This window comes from Rhodococcus sp. BL-253-APC-6A1W, from assembly GCF_012843405.1.
Classification (GTDB): Bacteria; Actinomycetota; Actinomycetes; order Mycobacteriales; family Mycobacteriaceae; genus Rhodococcus.
In genome coordinates this window covers 314030-333558 of record NZ_JABAFB010000004.1, presented here as the reverse complement: position 1 = coordinate 333558, position 19529 = coordinate 314030, and the positions used below count along the sequence as shown (strand labels likewise).

At 67.5% G+C, this 19529-nt stretch carries 16 protein-coding genes; 8 read left to right on the top strand and 8 right to left on the bottom strand.

All coding sequences use genetic code 11. The features are described 5' to 3' along the window. Nucleotides 1-10 precede the first annotated feature (10 nt). Nucleotides 11-601, top strand: a complete 591-nt coding sequence (locus HF877_RS08190; protein WP_169620658.1) for a peroxiredoxin — start codon at nucleotides 11-13, stop codon at nucleotides 599-601. Beyond that, nucleotides 598-1131, top strand: a complete 534-nt coding sequence (locus HF877_RS08185) for a carboxymuconolactone decarboxylase family protein (RefSeq protein ID WP_169620657.1) — start codon at nucleotides 598-600, stop codon at nucleotides 1129-1131. The genes HF877_RS08190 and HF877_RS08185 overlap by 4 nt, the downstream gene beginning before the upstream one ends. A gap of 73 nt (nucleotides 1132-1204) precedes the next feature. Here the strand turns inward: HF877_RS08185 and HF877_RS08180 are convergent, their stop codons facing one another. Further along, a complete protein-coding gene (locus HF877_RS08180) occupies nucleotides 1205-1927 on the bottom strand; it encodes a hypothetical protein (RefSeq protein WP_169620656.1) in 723 nt (240 codons plus the stop codon). Nucleotides 1928-1977: 50 nt separating this feature from the next. Between HF877_RS08180 and HF877_RS08175 the strand changes: the two genes are divergently transcribed. Continuing rightward, on the top strand, nucleotides 1978-2241 hold the full coding sequence (locus tag HF877_RS08175) for a hypothetical protein (protein WP_169620655.1): 264 nt from the start codon (nucleotides 1978-1980) through the stop codon (nucleotides 2239-2241). 4 nt (nucleotides 2242-2245) lie between these two features. On the opposite strand, the gene HF877_RS08170 is transcribed toward HF877_RS08175, so the two are convergent. Next, the gene (locus HF877_RS08170) at nucleotides 2246-3508 is read right to left on the bottom strand and encodes an aminotransferase class III-fold pyridoxal phosphate-dependent enzyme (protein ID WP_169620654.1); all 1263 of its coding nucleotides are present in this window, start codon (nucleotides 3506-3508) and stop codon (nucleotides 2246-2248) included. Between the two features lie 137 nt (nucleotides 3509-3645). Between HF877_RS08170 and hrpA the strand changes: the two genes are divergently transcribed. After that, nucleotides 3646-7539, top strand: a complete 3894-nt coding sequence (hrpA, locus tag HF877_RS08165; RefSeq protein WP_169620653.1) for an ATP-dependent RNA helicase HrpA — start codon at nucleotides 3646-3648, stop codon at nucleotides 7537-7539. 21 nt (nucleotides 7540-7560) lie between these two features. On the opposite strand, the gene nrdR is transcribed toward hrpA, so the two are convergent. After that, nucleotides 7561-8031 carry a transcriptional regulator NrdR gene (gene nrdR, locus HF877_RS08160; protein ID WP_169620652.1) on the bottom strand — a complete coding sequence of 157 codons (471 nt, stop codon included), beginning with the start codon at nucleotides 8029-8031 and terminating at the stop codon, nucleotides 7561-7563. Nucleotides 8032-8228: 197 nt separating this feature from the next. After that, nucleotides 8229-8660: a hypothetical protein gene (locus HF877_RS21280; protein ID WP_240952121.1), complete on the bottom strand. Its 432-nt coding sequence runs from the start codon at nucleotides 8658-8660 to the stop codon at nucleotides 8229-8231. 373 nt (nucleotides 8661-9033) lie between these two features. Here HF877_RS21280 and lexA point away from each other — a divergent pair, with 373 nt between their 5' ends. Then, nucleotides 9034-9756, top strand: coding sequence for a transcriptional repressor LexA (gene lexA, locus HF877_RS08150; protein ID WP_169620651.1), 723 nt, complete (start codon nucleotides 9034-9036; stop codon nucleotides 9754-9756). Between the two features lie 99 nt (nucleotides 9757-9855). Here the strand turns inward: lexA and HF877_RS08145 are convergent, their stop codons facing one another. From HF877_RS08145 to ptsP, 4 genes are all read right to left on the bottom strand, one after another. Then, nucleotides 9856-10998 (bottom strand): acyl-CoA dehydrogenase family protein, encoded by a 1143-nt coding sequence (locus tag HF877_RS08145; protein WP_169620650.1) that lies wholly within the window; start codon nucleotides 10996-10998, stop codon nucleotides 9856-9858. A gap of 104 nt (nucleotides 10999-11102) precedes the next feature. Continuing rightward, nucleotides 11103-12353 (bottom strand): solute carrier family 23 protein, encoded by a 1251-nt coding sequence (locus HF877_RS08140; protein WP_169620730.1) that lies wholly within the window; start codon nucleotides 12351-12353, stop codon nucleotides 11103-11105. Between the two features lie 205 nt (nucleotides 12354-12558). Beyond that, nucleotides 12559-13638 (bottom strand): DUF2776 family protein, encoded by a 1080-nt coding sequence (locus HF877_RS08135; protein ID WP_206036777.1) that lies wholly within the window; start codon nucleotides 13636-13638, stop codon nucleotides 12559-12561. Nucleotides 13639-13828: 190 nt separating this feature from the next. Then, complete coding sequence (gene ptsP, locus HF877_RS08130; protein WP_169620649.1) at nucleotides 13829-15496, bottom strand: phosphoenolpyruvate--protein phosphotransferase; 1668 nt, start codon at nucleotides 15494-15496, stop codon at nucleotides 13829-13831. Nucleotides 15497-15608: 112 nt separating this feature from the next. Between ptsP and HF877_RS08125 the strand changes: the two genes are divergently transcribed. The 3 genes from HF877_RS08125 to HF877_RS08115 are packed head-to-tail and all read left to right on the top strand — an operon-like array spanning nucleotide 15609 to nucleotide 19498. Then, on the top strand, nucleotides 15609-16376 hold the full coding sequence (locus tag HF877_RS08125) for a DeoR/GlpR family DNA-binding transcription regulator (protein WP_169620648.1): 768 nt from the start codon (nucleotides 15609-15611) through the stop codon (nucleotides 16374-16376). Further along, complete coding sequence (gene pfkB / locus HF877_RS08120) at nucleotides 16373-17374, top strand: 1-phosphofructokinase (RefSeq protein WP_169620647.1); 1002 nt, start codon at nucleotides 16373-16375, stop codon at nucleotides 17372-17374. Before HF877_RS08125 ends, pfkB begins: the two co-directional genes overlap by 4 nt. A 9-nt stretch (nucleotides 17375-17383) precedes the next feature. After that, nucleotides 17384-19498 carry a fructose-specific PTS transporter subunit EIIC gene (locus tag HF877_RS08115; RefSeq protein WP_169620646.1) on the top strand — a complete coding sequence of 705 codons (2115 nt, stop codon included), beginning with the start codon at nucleotides 17384-17386 and terminating at the stop codon, nucleotides 19496-19498. Nucleotides 19499-19529: the final 31 nt, after the last annotated feature.

The following is a 19529-nucleotide window of genomic DNA, read 5'->3' as shown; positions in this document are numbered from 1 at the left end:
AGGACCGAGAATGGCACTGCTGACCATTGGCGATCAGTTCCCCGCTTTCAACCTGAAGGCCCTCGTCGGCGGAGACCTGACCCAGGTCGACGCCACCCAGCCCGATGACTACTTCACCACCATCACCAGCGACGACTACGCCGGTAAGTGGAAGATCATCTTCTTCTGGCCCAAGGACTTCACCTTCGTGTGCCCGACCGAGATCGCCGCGTTCGGCAAGCTGAACGACGAGTTCGCCGATCGTGACGCACAGGTGCTCGGCGCTTCCGTCGACAACGAGTTCGTCCACTTCCAGTGGCGCGCACAGCACGAGGATCTCAAGACCCTCCCGTTCCCGATGCTGTCGGACCTCAACCGTGAGCTCGTCTCGGCCACCGGTGTTCTGAACAAGGACGGCGTCGCCGACCGCGCGACGTTCATCGTGGACCCGAACAACGAGATCCAGTTCGTCTCCGTCACCGCCGGTTCCGTGGGCCGCAACGTCGACGAGGTCCTCCGTGTCCTCGACGCTCTGCAGTCGGACGAGCTGTGCGCATGCAACTGGAAGAAGAACGACCCGACCCTCAATGCGGGTGAGCTCGTCAAGGCGGCGCTGCAGTGAGTGTCGAGAACCTGAAGAACGCTCTGCCGGAGTACGCCAAGGACCTCAAGCTCAACCTCGGCTCCCTTGCGCGTTCGACGGAACTCAACGAGCAGCAGCTGTGGGGCACGTTCCTCGCCGCCGCGGCCGCGACCAAGTCGCCGACCGTGCTCAAGGAGATCTCCGAAGAAGCTGCCGACGTGCTGTCCGCGGAGGCGTACAACGCCGCCCTCGGTGCCGCGTCCATCATGGGCATGAACAACGTCGCCTACCGAGCCAAGGGTTTCCTCGGTGACGACTACGCCCAGGTGCGGATGGGTCTGCGGATGAACATCATCGGCAACCCCGGCGTCGAGAAGTCCGACTTCGAACTGTGGTCGCTCGCGGTCTCCACGATCAACGGCTGCCACGATTGCACTGCTGCGCACGACAACGTCGTCCGCAAGGAGGGCCTCACCAAGGAACAGGTCTGGGAGGCCGTCAAGATCGCGGCAACCCTGCAGGGTGTCGCCCAGGCGATCACCACCGCCGAGCTTTTCGCCGGCGTTTGATCCGCCCTTCCGTTCGCTGAAAAGGACCCCTCCTCGGAGGGGTCCTTTTTTTGCGCCGTCCCCGGTGCCGCGGTCATTCGGGAGGCGCAGCGCTCGCGGTGCCGCCGAGCGCCCGCCCCGTGGCGAGATCCTCGTCGTCGAGCAGAACCTCGATCTCGCCGCCGAAGTCCACGCCGGGCGCGAGGGGAAGCCGGTCCCCACTCCAGAACCGGCCCGGGTCGTACCAGTTGCTGCCGCGCCGCCGTTGCTCGAGCAGCCCCATTTCTTCCATCGTCACCGCCACCACCTCTGCGCAGTAAGCACTTTCGAGACCGCCTCCCCCGGGCACCCGGTCTCGTGCCGTCTTCCGGCTCAGCGGGAGCCGGCCGGCGAACCAGCGGCCCGTCAGCTTGGCGGTGGACGGGAACGGAGTGCCGTCGAGCCGGGCGACCGTTCGGAGCAACTGGTCCTCCTGCTCGGTGCTCACCGGCACGGAGATCTGCCGCAGCCATGCACGCTGCCCGTAGCGGGCGCTCCAGACCTGCACCGCACTGCGCAGGTCGTGCAACTGCACGCCGCGCTGGTGGCGGCCGGTCCACATGTCGGGCAAGGTTTTCCCGAGTTCCGCGTGCCACATCAACGGCGGCAGGTCGTCGAGCACGACCGCCATCCCGACGTGATTGACCGGAGCGTTGGTGAGGGCTTGGATCGCGCGATCCGCACCGCTGCTGCCGCGGAAGATCCAGAGATCGCCGGTGCGGGCGATGGACACCGCGTCGTCGAGGGTGATCTGCGACCGAGCCGGGTACGTGGGCATACCCGACAGCCTTCCACGCCGCGCGTGCGCACGACGCTAGGGTCGGGGGCATGGCACTTCGCGGCAGACAGTGGTGGAAGCTTCTCGGCTTGGCCGGAGTCGTGGGCGTCGCCGCGACCGGAGCGGTGACTCTGCGTGCGGAACGCAAGCGCCGCAGTTACACCCCCGACGAGGTGCGCTCGCGCCTCCACGAACGGTATGCGCGGGCCGTCGCGCAGCAGGACGGCCGCGGCGACCTCCCGCTCACCCAGGTCCCCGCGGGCGCACCGGCCCGGATCCGCCGTGTGCTTCGGCGGATCCGGGATCGCGGCTGAGCGGTCAGCCCAGCGCTGCGGCGAATCCGTCCGCGAGGTCGCGGACCTGCTCGTCGGTCATGACGAACGACGGCGAGATCTGCAACGCGCCCTGTCCTGCCGCCCGCCCCGAGATGCCGTGCGCACGGAGCTGTTTCACGAATTCCGGCGCCTCTGCCGGGTCGGTGAGCTGCACCGCTGCGACGGCTCCCAGTCCGCTGCGGACCTCCGCGACGCGAGGATGGTCGGCGAGCGGAGCCAGGGTCTCGTGCAGCGTCTTCTCGAGGCGCGCCGACTCGGCGAGCAGATTCTCGCGCTCGAGGATGTCGAGGTTCGCCAGAGCGGCCGCAGCGGCGGCGGCGTGGCCGCCGTACGTGTAGCCGTGACGCCACCACACGCCGCCCGCAAAGAAGGGCTCGGCCACCCGGGGAGCGATGAACACCGCACCCATCGGAAGGTAACCGGACGTCAGTCCCTTCGCGGTCGTGACCATGTCCGGCTGCAGATCGAACCGGGAGGAGGCGAACCACGAGCCACCGATCCGGCCGAAGCCGGTGACGACCTCGTCGACGACGAACAGGATGTCGTGCTCACGGCAGATGTCGCGGATCTCGGCGAGGTAGCCGTCCGGCGGCAGGTACACCCCGCCCGCGCCGATGATCGGCTCGCAGAAGAACGCCGCGATCGTGTCGGCACCGACCTTCTCGATCAGCGCGAGCAGCGCTTTCGCGTCGTCCCAGGTCACTGTCGCGGTGTCGTCCCACAGCCGGCCGTATCCGTCGCCGTTGACCGGGATACCCGCCAGCGAGGTGCCGCCGACGTGCATGCCGTGGTAGGCCTTCTCGCGTCCGACGAGCAGCGTCTTCGTGGGTTTGCCGACCTCCTGCCAATAGCGTCGCGCCAGTTTCGCGGCCGTGTCCACCGAATCGGAGCCGCCGGAGGTGAAGAAGATCTTGCTGCCCGGAACCGGAGCGATCGTCGCGAGGCGTTCGGCGAGTTCGACGGTCGGCTCGGAGGTCAGGTCACCGAAGTTCGAGTAGTGGGCCAGCTTCCCGATCTGGTCCGCGACAGCCGTCGCGATCTCGGTGCGCCCGTGCCCGACGTTGGTGAACCACAACCCTGCCGTCGCATCCAGGTAGCGGGTGCCCGCGTCGTCCCAGATGTAGGCGCCCTCACCACGGGCCACGACGAATGCGCCGTCACGCTCGACCACGCCCATATCGGCAAATCCGTGCCACAACGCGCCCACGACCAACTCCTGTCCACGACCAAGATTGTCGCCGGTCATCGTATGCGGCGACCTCGGTCGGGGCGCACACGCCCCGGCCCGGCACCGTGTTCCCTCGAGCCGGTCCCCGGTTTCCGGTTCGACGCAGGCCTCCGCGAGCCCCGGGCCCGGGCGTTTCGCTAGGCTGTGTACTCAGCATGTCCATCTCCCCTGCCCCGAACCGCCGCGACCTGAAGTCGGCGCTCGCCGACGTGTCGCTCCGCGACGAACACCGCCTCCGCCGCCGTCTCGACCGCGCACGTGGCGAGGACGCACTCGCCGGCATCGCCGCCGAGATCGAGCGCGCCCGCGGGCGTCTCGCCGACCGTGCCGCCGCGGTCCCGGCGATCACGTATCCCGAGGACCTGCCCGTTTCCCAGCGCAAGGACGACATCGCCGCGGCGATCCGCGATCACCAGGTCGTGGTGGTCGCAGGTGAGACGGGATCGGGGAAAACCACCCAGATTCCCAAGATCTGTCTCGAGCTCGGTCGCGGGGTTCGCGGTCTCGTCGGCCACACCCAGCCACGCCGGATCGCAGCCCGTGCGGTGGCCGAGCGGCTCGCCGAGGAACTCGGCTCGGAAGTGGGCGACACCGTCGGCTACACCGTGCGCTTCACCGATGAGGTGTCCGGGTCGACACTCGTCAAACTGATGACCGACGGCATTCTGCTTGCCGAGATCCAGCGTGACCGCATGCTGCGCCAGTACGACACCCTCATCATCGACGAGGCGCACGAACGCAGCCTCAACATCGATTTCCTGCTGGGCTATCTCCGCCAGTTGCTGCCGCGACGGCCCGACCTGAAGGTGATCATCACCTCGGCCACCATCGATCCCGAACGTTTCGCCCGGCATTTCGCCGATGCGGACGGAACACCGGCGCCGATCGTCGAGGTGTCCGGGCGGACCTATCCGGTGGAGGTGCGCTACCGGCCGCTCACCGTGGAGATCGGTGACCAGCTCGTCGACCGAGACCCCGTCGACGCGGTGTGCGAGGCGGTCGAGGAACTCCAGTCGGCCGGTGACGGCGACATCCTGGTCTTCCTCTCCGGCGAACGCGAGATCCGGGATACCGCGGACGCGCTGCACGACCGCAAACTCCGCAACACCGAGATCCTGCCGTTGTACGGCAGGCTCTCCGCCGCCGAGCAACACCGCGTGTTCTCCTCCCACACCGGCCGCCGGGTAGTCCTGTCGACCAACGTCGCGGAGACGTCGCTGACGGTGCCGGGTATCCGCTACGTCGTCGATCCGGGTACAGCGCGCATCTCCCGTTATTCGGTGCGCACCAAGGTGCAGCGTCTCCCGATCGAGGAGATTTCCCAGGCCTCCGCTCGCCAGCGCGCTGGCCGATGCGGACGTGTCGCCGACGGAATCTGTATCCGGCTCTACTCGGAAGACGATTTCGAGGGCCGCCCCGAGTTCACCGAGCCGGAGATCCTCCGCACGAACCTGGCGTCGGTCGTGTTGCAGATGACCGCACTCGGTCTCGGAGACATCGGTTCGTTCCCCTTCGTCGAACCACCCGACCCGCGTGCGATCCGCGACGGCATCGCGCTGCTCGAGGAACTCGGAGCGCTCGAACCGGCCAAGGCCGGGGAATCGCCGCGGCTGACCGCAACAGGACGTGAGATCGCCCGGCTTCCGGTGGATCCGCGCATGGCCCGGATGATCGTCGAGGGCCATCGCAACGGATGTCTGCGCGAGATTCTCATCATCGTCTCGGCGCTGTCGATCCAGGACGTACGGGAGCGACCCTCGGAGTTCCAGCAGGCGGCCGACGAGAAGCACGCCCGCTTCGCCGTCGAGGGCTCGGATTTCCTCGCCTTCCTACGCCTGTGGGATTACCTGAAAGAGCAACGGAAAGAGCTGTCCTCCAGCCGATTCCGGAGAATGTGCCGCGACGAATTCCTGCATTGGCTGCGCATCCGTGAATGGCAGGATCTGCAAGGGCAACTGCGCCAGATCACCGTCTCGCTCGGCTGGGAGACACATCACCGGCCCGTGAGCGACGAGGCGATCCACCGCTCGCTCCTCGCGGGCCTGCTCTCGCACGTCGGCCTCCGCGAAGGCGACAAGCGCGATTACCTGGGCGCCCGCGGTGCGCACTTCGCGATCTTCCCCGGCTCGTCCCTGTTCAAGAAACCCCCGCGCTGGGTGATGGCCGCAGAACTGGTGGAAACGTCGCGGCTGTGGGCACGGATGGTCGCGCGCGTCGAACCGGAATGGGTCGAGAAACTCGCTCCGCATCTGATCAAGCGGACGTACTCCGAGCCGCACTGGTCCATCAAGCACGAGTCCGCGATGGCGTACGAGCGCGTCACCCTCTACGGCATTCCCCTCGTCGCCCAACGGCCCGTGCAGTACGGACGGATCGATCCCGAGGTCTCGCGCGAATTGTTCATCCGTCACGCACTCGTCCAGGGTGAGTGGCGGACGCGCCACAAGTTCTTCCACGCCAACCGCGCACTGCTCGAGGACGTCGAAGAACTCGAGCACCGCGCGCGCCGGCGCGACATCGTCGTCGACGACGACACGCTCTTCGAGTTCTACGACGAGCGGGTCGGCCCGGACGTCGTCTCCGCCCGGCATTTCGACACGTGGTGGAAGAAAACCCGGCAGTCCCAGCCCGACCTGCTGACGTTCACCCCTGAAACCGTCGTCAACCAGGATGCCGCCGCAGTCCTCGAAGGGGACTACCCCGACGCCTGGCGTCAAGGGGAGATGCAGTTCCCGCTCACCTACCAATTCGAGCCGGGCACCGAGAACGACGGTGTGACAGCACGGATTCCGGTCGCACTGCTCGCCAACGTCCGCCCCGTCGGCTTCGACTGGCTCGTTCCCGGGATGCGGCAGGACCTCGTCACAGCGCTGATCAAGACGTTGCCGAAACCTCTTCGGCGCCAGGTGGTTCCCGCACCCGACTATGCGGCCGCGGTGCTCGCGTCGGTGACTCCTCGCTCCGAACCGCTCGTCAATGCGGTCGCGCGTGAATGCTCCCGGCTCGGCAACTGCCGTATCGAACCGGCCGACTTCGACCTTGCGGCCCTCCCCGACCATCTCCGCATGACTTTTGCGGCGGTGGACGAGAAGGGCACGGTTCTGGCGCACAGCAAGAGCCTGACCGAACTGCGGGCTCGACTGTCCACCCGGGTCGATGCGGAGGTGTCCCGGGCTGCGTCGGGCACCGAACGCGCGCCCGCAGTGGTCTGGACTGCGGAAACCCTCGGCACGCTCGAGCCGACCGTCACCCGCAAAGCCGGAGGCCAGCAGGTCACCGGTTACCCGGCGCTCGTGGCGGAGGGTTCGGGCGTGGCGGTCCGCGTCCTGAGCACCGCGTCGGCCCAGGCTGCCGCGAACAGACTCGGACTACGGACGCTGCTCCTCGCGACCGCACCGACGAAGTCGAAAGCCATCACCTCCGGCCTCACCAACGCCGAACGCCTCGCCCTCGGCCGCAACCCCGACGGTTCGTTCGACGCGCTCGTCGAGGACTGCCGGGCGTGTGCAGTGGACGAGATGATCGCTGCGCACGGCACCCCGGTACGCACACCGGCCGAGTTCGAGGAACTCGCGAAAACGGTTCGTAGCCGTCTTCCCGGTGCGGTCGCCCGTCTGCTCCGCGCAGTGGTCCCGGTCCTCTCGGGCGCACACGAGGTCGGCGTCGCACTCGAGCGGGTCCGCGGTGAGGCCGCCGACGACGTACGAGAACAATTGTCCTCACTGGTTTTCCCCGGATTCGTGACCGACCTGGGTTCGCGCCGCCTCGCGGAACTGCCCCGCTATCTGGCGGCAGCGGTGCAGCGCCTCGATGCGCTGCCCGGTGGTTCCCCACGCGACGCGCAGGGCATGGACGTCCTGGATCGCGTGTACTCCGCGTACGACCGGTTGCTGGCGCGGCTTCCCGAAGGACGCCGAACGGCGCCCGACGTCGTCGATATCTACTGGATGATCGAAGAGTTGCGCGTGAGCCTGTTCGCGCAGGGATTGGGTACCCGAATCCCGGTGTCCGAGAAGCGGGTCCTCAAAGCGATCGACGCCGTCCGCTGAGCGGAAGCGCAGACCCCGCGCTCAGTCGGCGTCGGGGACGCGCTCGGTCTGGTGCTGACGAAGTTCCGTGATCTCGCGCTCGAAATCCTCTGCCGAACTGAAGGACCGATACACCGACGCGAAGCGCAGGTAAGCGACCTCGTCGAGATCGCGCAACGGGCCGAGGATCGCCAGTCCGACCTCGTGACTGGGCACCTCGGGTGAGCCTTTGGCACGGATCGTGTCTTCGACCTGCTGAGCCAGTTTGTTGAGCGCATCGTTGTCGACGTCGCGCCCCTGACATGCGCGGGCGACACCTCGGACGACCTTCTCGCGGCTGAAGGGTTCGGTGACCCCGCTGCGCTTGACCACCGACAGAACGGCGGTCTCGACGGTGGTGAAACGGCGGCCGCATTCGGGGCATGCCCGGCGGCGACGGATCGCGGCACCCTCGTCTGCCTCGCGCGAATCGACCACCCGAGAATCGGGATGGCGGCAATACGGGCAGTGCATGTGGGTTCCTTCGTCGCTGCCGTGAGGGCCGCGACGCCGGCGTGGGACCGATGCCGTCCTGGCGGAATCGCTGCCACCCTCGGGTGCAGTGATGCCGACGCGACCACACGGGGTGGTGTGACTGACAGTCCACGACAATACCCGCATGTCCGGTTCGGCCGGGTGCGGCGGGTCGACAGACGGCGTCGCCACCGGAATCACCCCCGGTCCGGCGCGGGCACCAGGAGTCGATGGCCCGAGGTCAGGGCCCCCGCGTCGAGGTCGTTCATCTCCGCGATCCGCGCGAGCGTGACATCGACCGGAGCGTCCGGATCGACCCGCACAGCCAGCGCAGCAGGCGTCTCCCCGTCGCGTACCTCCGTCACGACCGCCGAGCCCGCGCCCGCCGTCACCTGGCTCGTCCGAACGTGCGCGACCGTGAGCAGCGCGGCGGTGGCGAGCGCGCTGGCCAGCACAACGGCAATCATCTGCCGCCACGTGACGCCGTCGGACACCGCTCGCTGCGACGGACGCGCCGCCACGATCCGGGTGCGCCGGAAGAGCGGATCCACCTGGGGCGCACGACCGGACCGGACACGCTCGTCTCCCGCCCACAAGGCACCGGCACCTCCTGGTGTCGCACGGGACATGAGCCGTGACGGCTGTCGCGTGCGGTTCCGTGCAGGTTGTCGCGTGCCGTTCCGTGCAGGTTGACCCGTACGAGGATGTGCCGGCGGCACCACACCCCCCGCTCGACTGTGCGCCGCATTCCGCCGAACCGCTGTTGCACCCATCGGAACCTCCGTGTGCGTTCGCCGTGTCGATCATACGTTCGATACCGTGAGGGTATTCGATCATCCGTTCGAACGAAAGTCTGTTCGAATTTCTATCACAGGGGCGCGACGCACGTCACCCGTTCACCGCATGAATCTCGAACAGGTGTTTGATATACGCGGGCGATGTCGATAGATTCGGTAGGTAACACCAATCGCATCCGACACTCGACCCACGGAGGTCACGACCATGGCGGACGGCAACTCCGCGGCAGGCCGGAGCCGGAAGGCGGCCGACGACACGACACCCGGCCTCACCGAGCGCCAGCGCCGCGTCCTCGAGGTGATCCGGGACTCGATCACGGTTCGCGGGTATCCCCCCAGCATCCGGGAGATCGGCGACGCCGTCGGACTCAACTCCACTTCCTCGGTGGCGCACCAGTTGCGCACACTCGAGCGCAAGGGATTCCTGCGGCGTGACGCAAACCGTCCGCGGGCCGTCGACATCCGCGGACTCGACGACAACGGCTCGGTGACGTCTACGGAGACCGGCTCCGCCACCACGATCGTCGCGACCTCCGACCCGGATCTCATGGCCTCGGCCGCGATGGTGCCGGTGGTCGGGCGGATCGCCGCCGGCGGCCCCATCCTCGCAGAGGAGTCGGTGGAAGACATCTTCCCGCTCCCCCGCGAACTCGTCGGACAGGGTTCGCTGTTCCTGCTCAAGGTCGTGGGTCAGTCCATGGTCGACGCGGCGATCTGCGACGGGGACTGGGTGGTCGTGCGGCAGCAGAACGTCGCCGACAACGGCGACATCGTCGCGGCCATGCTCGACGGTGAAGCCACCGTCAAGACCTTCAAGCGCGTGAAGAACGACGTGTGGCTCATGCCGCACAATCCCATGTTCGAGCCCATTCCGGGCAACGACGCCGTCATTCTCGGCAAGGTCGTCACGGTCATCCGCAAGATCTGAGCGTCTGTTCCCGGACACGACGAGGCCGGGGTGCCGTCCGCGTAGTGCGGGGCACCCCGGCCTCTTCCGATCCGCTCACCGGGCGAGCCGGTACGAAGGTCAGATCTCGAGTCCGCGCCCGATGACTTCCTTCATGATCTCGTTCGTTCCGCCATAGATCTTCTGCACGCGCGCGTCGAGGTAGGCGCGTGCCACGGGGTACTCACGCATGTAGCCGTAACCACCGTGCAACTGCAGGCAGCGATCGATGAGCTCGACCTGCTTGTCGGTGGTCCAGTACTTCGCCATCGCGGCTTCCTGCACGGTGAGCGTGCCGGCATTGAGTTCCTCGATGCACTTGTCGACGAAGACACGCGCGAGCTTCGTTTCCGTCGCCAGTTCGGCGAGTTCGAAGCGGGTGTTCTGGAACTTGCCGATCGGCTTGCCGAAGGCCTTGCGGTCGCGGCAGTACTGGATCGTGTCCTCGAGGACCTTCTCCATCGCCGCAGCAGCGACGACGGCGATCGACAGACGTTCCTGGGGAAGGTTCTGCATCAGGTAGATGAAGCCCAGTCCCTCTTCGCCGAGGAGGTTGGCCGCCGGCACCCGCACGTCGGTGAAGTGCAGTTCCGCGGTGTCCTGGGCAGCGAGGCCGATCTTGTCGAGGTTGCGTCCCCGCTCGAAGCCGGGCATGCCACGCTCGACGACGAGCAGCGAGAACCCCTGCGCGCCCTTGTCGGGGTCGGTGCAGGCCACGACGATCACCAGGTCGGCGTTGATGCCGTTCGTGATGAAGGTCTTCGAGCCGTTGAGCACCCAGTCGTCGCCGTCGCGTACCGCGCGGGTCTTGATGCCCTGCAGGTCACTACCGGTGCCCGGCTCGGTCATCGCGATCGCGGTGATGATCTCGCCGGAACAGAAGCCCGGCAGCCAGCGCTTCTTCTGCTCGTCGTTGGTGAGCGCGAGGAGGTACGGCGCCACCACGTCGTTGTGCAACATGAAGCCGACGCCGCTGAAGCCGCCTCGCGTGGTCTCCTCGGTGAGGACGGTGTTGTAGCGGAAGTCGTCCACCCCGCCGCCGCCGAATTCCTCCGGCACGGCCATGCCGAGGAAGCCCTGCTCGCCGGCCTTCTTCCACACCTCACGGTCGACGATCTTGTCCTTCTCCCACTGCTCGTGGAAGGGGGCCACCTCCTGTTCGAGGAACTTCCGGTACGACTCCCGGAAGAGTTCGTGCTCGGGCTCGAAAAGGGTGCGTTGCATCTGCGCTCCTGTGTGTGACGGCTTTCGACACCCCCAACCGTATGCACGGAAATGTGTGGTGACGCTGACAGGAGCGAGCGAGTTTTGTGACCGCGCACGCACCCTCAGCGACGAAGGTCACTCAATCGCCGAAGGATCGGGTACGCGATGAGGATGCCGATCGAACCCCAGGCGATGCCCCCGAGCTCCACCGAACCGACGGACAGAGTGAGGTCACCGATGCCCGCGACCAGCGCCGCCGCGACGACGGTGAGATTCACCGGGTCGGTGAAGTCGACCTTGGCGTCCATCCAGATCCGCACGCCCAGAAGGCCGATCAGGCCGTAGAGGACGAGTGTTGCGCCGCCGAGCACGCCGTCGGGCACGGTGAAGACGAGTGCGCCGAACTTCGGCGAGAAGGCCAGGACCACGGCGGTCACCGCCGCGACCCAGTAGGCCGCGGTCGAGTAGACACGAGTGGCAGCCATGACACCGATGTTCTCGGCATACGTCGTGGTTCCGGATCCGCCGCCGGCACCGGCGAGGGTGGTGGCAAGTCCGTCGGCCAGCAGCGCATTGCCCGCCACGTCGTCGAGGTTCTTACCCGTCATGGCGGCTACCGCCTTGACGTGCCCGACGTTCTCGGCGACCAGGACGATGACCACGGGAAGCGTCAGCAGGATCACGGAGAGTTCGAACGTCGGCCCCCGCAAATCTGGCAGCCCGAACCACGCGGCCTCGCGCATGGCGTCGACCCGCTCGGATGCGAGCGATCCGGTCAACGCGGCGAAGATCCACCCGACGACGACGCCGACCAGAATGCCCAGTCGCCCGAGCATTCCCGGTCCTACCACGGTGACGAGGAGGATCACGACCAGTGTCACGAAGGCGATCAGCGGCTGCGCTTCGAACGAACCTGCCGCTGTGGGGGCGAGATTGAGGCCGATGAGTGCCACCACCGCGCCGGTGACCACCGGCGGCATGACGGCATCGATGACATGGGCGCCGAGCGCTTTGACGAGCAGGCCGATCAATGCGAGCACGACGCCGGCGACCAGGATGCCGCCGAGTTGAGCGGCGGGACCCGAACCGGCGGATGCGGTGAGCGGCGCGATGAACGCGAACGACGACCCGAGGTAGCTGGGCACCCTCCCGCGGGTGAGTATCAGGAACAACGCGGTGCCGATACCGGAGAAGAGCAGCGTCGTGGTCACCGGGAAGCCGGTGATGGTGGGGACGAGCAGCGTCGCTCCGAACATCGCGATGACGTGCTGCATCCCGATGCCGATGGTTCGCGGCCACGACAGCCGCTCGTGCGGTGCGACGACCGCACCCTTGTCGATGTGGCGTCCGTCGCCGTGCAGCGACCATCCCAGACCGCCGAAGCGTCGGCGCTCGGTGCCGCTCTCGCGGTCTCGCTCGGTCCCGTCCACTCGTTCGGTCCCGTTTTCTCGCTCGGTCCCGTTCTCTCGCTCGGTCCCGTCCTCTTGTACGTTCACGAAACGCAATGTTAAGGCTCCGCGCCCCCTGCCGCCCAGGTCGCCCCACCCGAGGTCAGCGAAGCGGGCGACGCAGTGCGAATCAATCCCCGGATGAGGTGCCACTCTCCAAGATGCTGACGATGGAATAGAGCGAGAAGCAGATCGCGCCGAGCCCCACCAGCACCCGGGCGGCGATGAACACACTCTCGTCGTCGACGGCTGCCTGGAAGACGAATGCGGCCAGGAAGAGACACGTCAGCGCCGTCACGACCGGCAACAGCGGAACCCTGTTGGCGAGTTCGAACGTTCGGCGCCAGACGAGGGCGAGCAGGCCGACCTTGCTCAGAATGCTGAAACAGACGAGCCCCAGCCCGACCATTACGAAGCCCGGCGTCCGATAGTAGTCCGGCCCGTTCCACGCGAGCAGAACGATGCCCCAGACGAAAGCGATCGTCCCCGCCGCGATCACGAGCCAGGGCCAGATGATCCGGTGCCGAGGGCGGTAGGTGTCCTGGATCTGCCGCACGATGCTCACGACCAGCCCGATCAGCGCCGTACAGATCAGTGCCAGTCCTGCGACGACGTGCCCCACGGTGAAACGCGCGGGCGTCGTCCCGAGTACCAGGTTGGTGATCGCAAAGGCCCAGGCCACGATCGCAAGTACCACGGGAATCAGGCACAGCACCAGCGCGGTGGTCGGAGAGAAGGCCGTTTCCGGAGGCTCTCTGTCCCCCTCCGGCTCCGGTAGCTGTGAATTCTGCGGGATGAGCGAGAATTTCGTCGACGCGGTGGCAACGGTCGCGACACACCCACTGATCAGTCCGAGTCCGAACACCACGTGACCCGCCACATAGTCCGGGCTCTCCCCCGCACTCGATGCTCCGAGGAAGAGTGAGATGCCGTACGCGGCGGTTCCGATCGCCGCCGCGTATCCGAGCACCGGATAGAGGATCCGGTCGGTCTCGTTGAACCGGCCGATCAACTGGCGGATGATGGTCGCCGCAGTGCAGAACAGGCAGAGGCAGATCGCCCCGAGGAATGTCACCACCCTGCCCGCGACAAAGTTTGCCGGGTCGTCTGCCGCTGTCCAGACGTAGATGCCGAAGCCGAGACACAGCGCCATCATCATCAGCGGGATGACCCGGAAAAGAACACTCACCCAATAGTTCACGAAGATCACGACCTCTTGTGTCGGGCACGTCGACCTAGCGTTCACATGAGGACCGTCGACCACCTACCGGTGGAGTGCCGGTCGGGTGCATATCGGGCCCGTTCTTGAAGTAGATCACGCTGCCGCAGCGCCTATGGCGCGTTCGGAGGCTCGAGATCAACGGGCCCGTTTTCGGGAGTCGGCGGATACGGCGGTCAGGTCACTCCAGGATCCGGGTCGCCGCCGATCGCGCGGACATCGCATCACCGGACGCGAGCACCGCCTCGGCTGCCTCCCGGCAGCGGTCCATCGTCACCGTCGCCAGCCTGGCGCCCACCGGCGCGACCGCGGACGCCGCACAGGACAGCGACGTCACACCCATGCCGGCCAGGACACAGGCGAGAAGCGGGTCTGCTCCCGCCTCTCCGCAGACGCCGACAGGTTTGCCCACTGCTGCCCCGGCCCGGGCCGTGTGCGCTACGAGGGTCAGAACTGCCGGCTGCCAGGCTGTGGTGAGGGCAGCGAGCTGCGAGGACATCCGGTCCGCCGCCATCGTGTACTGGGCCAGGTCGTTGGTGCCGATCGAGAGAAAGTCGACGTGTTCGAGCAGCCGGTCGGCAAGTAGAGCGGCAGAAGGGATTTCGACCATGACACCCGGGGAGAGGTTGCGTTCCCGGACCAGTGCTGCGAACTCCGCGGCTTCGTCGATCGTCGCGATCATCGGAGCCATCACCCATGGGGACGCACCGGTCCGGATGGCGGCGTCGGCGACGGCGTCGAGCTGGCGTTCGAGAATGCCCGGTGCGGCCGACGTGATCCTGATGCCGCGAACACCGAGAGCCGGGTTCGACTCCTCGGGGTGGTTCGCGAAGCGCAACGGTTTGTCGGAGCCGGCGTCGAGGGTGCGGACGACGACCTTGCGTCCGGCATACGCGTCGAACACCTCCCCGTAGATGTCGGCCTGTTCGGTCACCGTGGGCTCGGTTTCCCGGTCGAGGAAACACAATTCCGTGCGGAACAGGCCGATACCCTGCGCGGGAGTCTCGCGTGCGGCTCGTGCGCCTGCCCCGTCCTGCACGTTGGCGAGGATTTCGACGGGGTGACCGTCGGCCGTGGCTCCCGGGCCCGTCCACGCGGCGGTGCGTTCACGCTCGGCACGGTCGCGCCGGACCGCCGCGTCGGCTTCGTCCTTGTCCGGTTCGATCACGATCCGGCCGGTCGAGCCGTCGAGCAGGGCAGGGGTTCCGGTCGGCACGTCGTCGAGCCCCACGACGGCGACGACGCACGGGATCCCGAGTTGGCGCGCGATGATCGCGGTGTGGCTGGTGGGGCCACCGAGTGTGGTGGCGATCGCCACGACGAGAGCAGGGTCCAGGCCCGCGGTATCGGCGGGCGCCAGGTCGTCGGCGAACAGGACCGACGGCACCTCCGGGAGTTCGAGGCCGGGCTCGGGTAGACCCTGCAGTTCGGAAATCACACGGTCGCGCACGTCGAACAGGTCGGTGACACGTTCCGCCTGAAGACCGCCCATCTTCTCGAACACGGCAGCGAACTGTTCGGTGGCCGCGGTGGCAGCGGAGACGGCATCGGACCCGGAACGGATGCGGGTGGCGGCAGCACCCTTCCACGCGCGGTCCTCGGCGAGCATGGCGGTCGCGGCGAGCACCTCGGACGCGGCGCCGGACGCCCGGGACGAACGGACACGGAGACGTTCCGCGACATCGGCGACCGCACTTTCGAACCGGCCCACCTCCGCTTCCCGGGCCGTGTCCGGAATCGACACGGGATCCGGTGACACGATCGGCCGCGGAGCAGGACGGATGACCGGGCCGAAGCCGATGCCCGGAACAACCGGCGTTCCGGACAGGACGCGTGCGGTGTTGCCCATGGATACCTCCTCGCAGGGATCAATGTGATCGAGATTACTCCGAACCCTTGACATGTCAACACAGACGGGCGTAAAACAACATAAAGCAACAGAAAACCTCGAAGGAGTGTGGGTGTACGCGGAGGAACGCCAACAGGCGATAGCGGACCTGATCGGTCACAGAGGACGCATGTCCGTGGCCGCGCTCGCCGATCGGTACGGCGTCACCACCGAAACCGTGCGACGGGACCTCGCACTGCTCGAACGACTCGGCCACGTGCGCCGGGTCCACGGCGGCGCAGTTCCCTTCGCGGCACTCACGGTCACCGAACCCGCACTGGCGGACCGGGAACACTCGCGGGCCGACCAGAAGAACCGGATCGCCGCCGCAGCGGCCGCATTCCTCCCGTCCTCCGGCGGAAGCGTCGTCTTCGACGCCGGCACCACGACCGGCAGGATGGTCTCGGCCCTGCCCACCGACACCGAACTCACCATCGCGACCAATTCCGTACCCATCGCCGCCCGCCTCGCAGCACTCCCCTCCGTGCAACTTCACCTGATCGGCGGACGCGTGCGGGGCGTCACGCAAGCCGCAGTGGGACCGGACGCCGTGCAGTTCCTCGAGATCCTGCATGTCGACGTGGCGTTCGTCGGAACCAACGCGCTCACCGTCGAACACGGTCTCAGCACGCCCGACGCCGATGAAGCCGCCGTCAAGCGCGCCATCGTCCGCTGCGCGGAACGCGTTGTGGTGGTGACAGATTCATCGAAGATCGGACGGAGGACTCTTCTGCGATTCGCACCTCTTGCCGCCGTCGACGTTCTCGTCACCGACAGCGACATCGACGAAACGGACCTGAAGCAACTCGCCGAACACGGAATCGAGGTGGTGATCGCGTGATCGTCACATTGACTGCCAATCCCAGCCTGGATCGCACCGTCGGACTCAACGGCGCGCTCGTGCGCGGTGCGGTTCTCCGCACCACCGGAACGACGGTCGACCCGGGAGGGAAGGGCATCAACGTCGCCCGCGTCCTGCGCCGTGCCGGACGCGACGTGGTCGCGGTTCTTCCCGCCGATCCCGGTGATCCGCTGCTGACCGCTCTCGACGAGCGCGCGGTGCCGTACCGGGCTGTCGCCACCTCCGGGCCGGCCCGCAACAACATCACGATCGCCGAACCGGACGGCACCACCACCAAGATCAACGAACCGGGGAACACGTGCACGGGTCGCACCCTCGGCGAACTCCACACGGCTCTGCTCGACTCCGCGCGCGACGCGTCCTGGACGGTCCTGTGCGGTTCGCTGCCACCCGGCATCCCCGACATCTGGTACGCCGACCTGGTCACGGCACTGCGAAGCCTGGGATGCCGCATCGCGGTAGACACCTCGGAAGCCCCGCTGCTCGCGCTCGCGGAACAGTTTCCCGCAGCCGCGCCGGATCTGATCAAGCCCAACTCCGACGAACTCGCCCAGCTCACCGGCGCCGACGCGGCCACGTTGGAGGCGCGCGCCGCAGTCGGTGATGTCGGCCCGGTCGTCGACGCCGGCCGGGTTCTGGTCGAGCGGGGCGTCGGAGCAGTTCTCGCGACGCTCGGGGCGGCAGGCGCAGTCCTCGTCACCTCCGACGGTGCGTGGCACGCATCGACGGCCCCGGCGACGGTGCGCAGCACCGTGGGCGCCGGGGACTCGTCCCTGGCCGGCTACCTCGTCGCAGAGCGTGCCGGGCACGGAAGCGCGGACTGCCTGCGGTACGCGGTCGCGTACGGCAGCGCCGCCGTCGAATTGCCCGGCACCGAACTTCCCGGACCCGAATCCGTCGATCCGAACGCCGTGCGCATCACCGGCCTTCAAGACCGTCCGGAGCCACCCACCCGCGCTCTCCCCTCACACCCGTAAGGACACGTCATGACACACAGCGCATCCGATCCCGGCGACCGCCCGGCGATCATCGACGCTGATCTCATTTCCCTCGACGTCGATCTGGGGTCCGACAGGGCGTCGGTGATCTCGGCACTCGCCGGACGCCTCGGTGCTGCCGGTCGCGCATCCGACGCCGAAGCACTCGCTGCATCGGTCCTCGACCGGGAAGCCAAGTCGGCCACCGGGCTTCCCGGCGGGCTGGCCATTCCCCACGCCCGGGCCGACTCCGTCACCACGCCTTCCCTGGCCTTCGCCCGATTGTCGCCGAAGGTCGATTTCGGGGCTCCCGACGGGCCCGCCGACCTGGTGTTCCTCATCGCCGCCCCCGAGGGCGCCGGTGCCGATCACATGAAGGTGCTCACCGCGCTCGCGCGGGCGCTGGTGCGGCCGGACTTCGTTGCCTCGCTGCGCGACGCGAAGTCCGCCGACGAGGTCATCACTCTGGTCGAGAGCGTCCTTCCGCCCCGGACACCGGGAACAGGAAGTGAACCGCAGCCGGCCGCAGCCGCCGCGGCCCCGCCGGGCGCCACCACGGAGAGCCCCACGGGCGCTGTGGCCGGCACCCACGCGCGGGAGGACGCCGAGGCGTCGACCTCTCCCGATTCCCGGACGATCGTCGCGGTGACCGCGTGCCCCACGGGTATTGCCCACACCTACATGGCCGCAGACGCATTGACCGCTGCCGCCGAACGCGCCGGAGTGACCCTCCGCGTCGAGACGCAAGGCTCGAGCGGCAGCACACCGCTTCCCGCCTCCGCGATCGCCGAGGCGGACGCTGTGATTTTCGCGACGGATGTCGGAGTCAAGGGACGCGAACGCTTCGGTGGTAAGCCCGTGATCGCCTCCGGAGTCAAACGCGCGATCAACGAACCCGACGTCATGATCGCCGAGGCGCTGCGGGCCGCATCCGATCCGTCGGCGCGCACGGTGGAGACCGACACGTCCGCCGCGACGCCGGAAGGCGGCGACACGGGATCCGATCTGGGCTGGGGCACCCGCCTGCGGCAGATCCTGCTCACCGGCGTGAGCTACATGATCCCGTTCGTCGCCGCCGGCGGCCTGCTCATCGCGCTCGGCTTCCTTCTCGCCGGACACGAGATCGGCGACTTCGCCGCCGACATCGTCCTCGACAACAGCCTCACCAATCTCCCCGACGGTGGCCTGACAACCTATCTCGGTGCGGTGCTGTATCAGATCGGGTCGCTGGCATTCTCCTTCCTGGTGCCGGCTCTCGCCGGATACATCGCGTTCGCGATTGCCGACAGACCAGGCCTGGCACCGGGTTTCACGGCCGGCGCCGTCGCCGTCTTCGTGGGAGCCGGGTTCATCGGCGGCCTGATCGGCGGCCTGATCGGCGGCTTCGCCGCGCTGTGGGTGGCCCGTATCCCGCTGCCTGCCTGGGCTCGGGGCCTGATGCCCGTCGTGATCATTCCGCTGCTCGCGAGCCTCATCGTCGGCGGCCTGATGTTCCTCGTGCTCGGACGTCCGCTCGCGGCGATCACCTCGGGCTTGACCAACTGGCTCAACGGCCTCTCCGGAGGCTCGGCAGTACTGCTCGGCGTCATCCTCGGCCTGATGATGTGCTTCGACCTCGGGGGGCCGGTCAACAAGGCCGCGTACGCGTTCGCCGTCGCGGGACTGGACGTGAACAACCTGGCGTCGCTGCAGATCATGGCCGCGGTCATGGCTGCCGGTATGGTCCCGCCGCTCGCGATGGCGCTGTCGTCGCAGATCCGGCCGCGTCTCTACAGCGAGGCCGAACGCGAGAACGGTAAGGCCGCATGGCTGCTCGGGGCGTCCTTCATCTCGGAAGGCGCGATCCCGTTCGCAGCGGCGGACCCCTTCCGCGTGATCCCGTCCATGATGCTCGGCGGGGCTCTCACCGGCGGCCTCGTCATGGCCACGGGCGTCACGTTGTCCGCCCCGCACGGAGGACTGTTCGTCCTCTTCGCGATGGATCACGTGGTGTGGTTCCTCGTGGCGCTGGTGGCGGGCACGATCGTGGCAGGAATCGCCGTCACGATCGCCAAGGAAGTCACCCACACCACCGACGCCATCGCCGACGAGTCCGATTCTCAGCCCACCGCAGTCCGTTCCTGAACCCGTCCCGTTCGCGATCGAAGGAGATCCC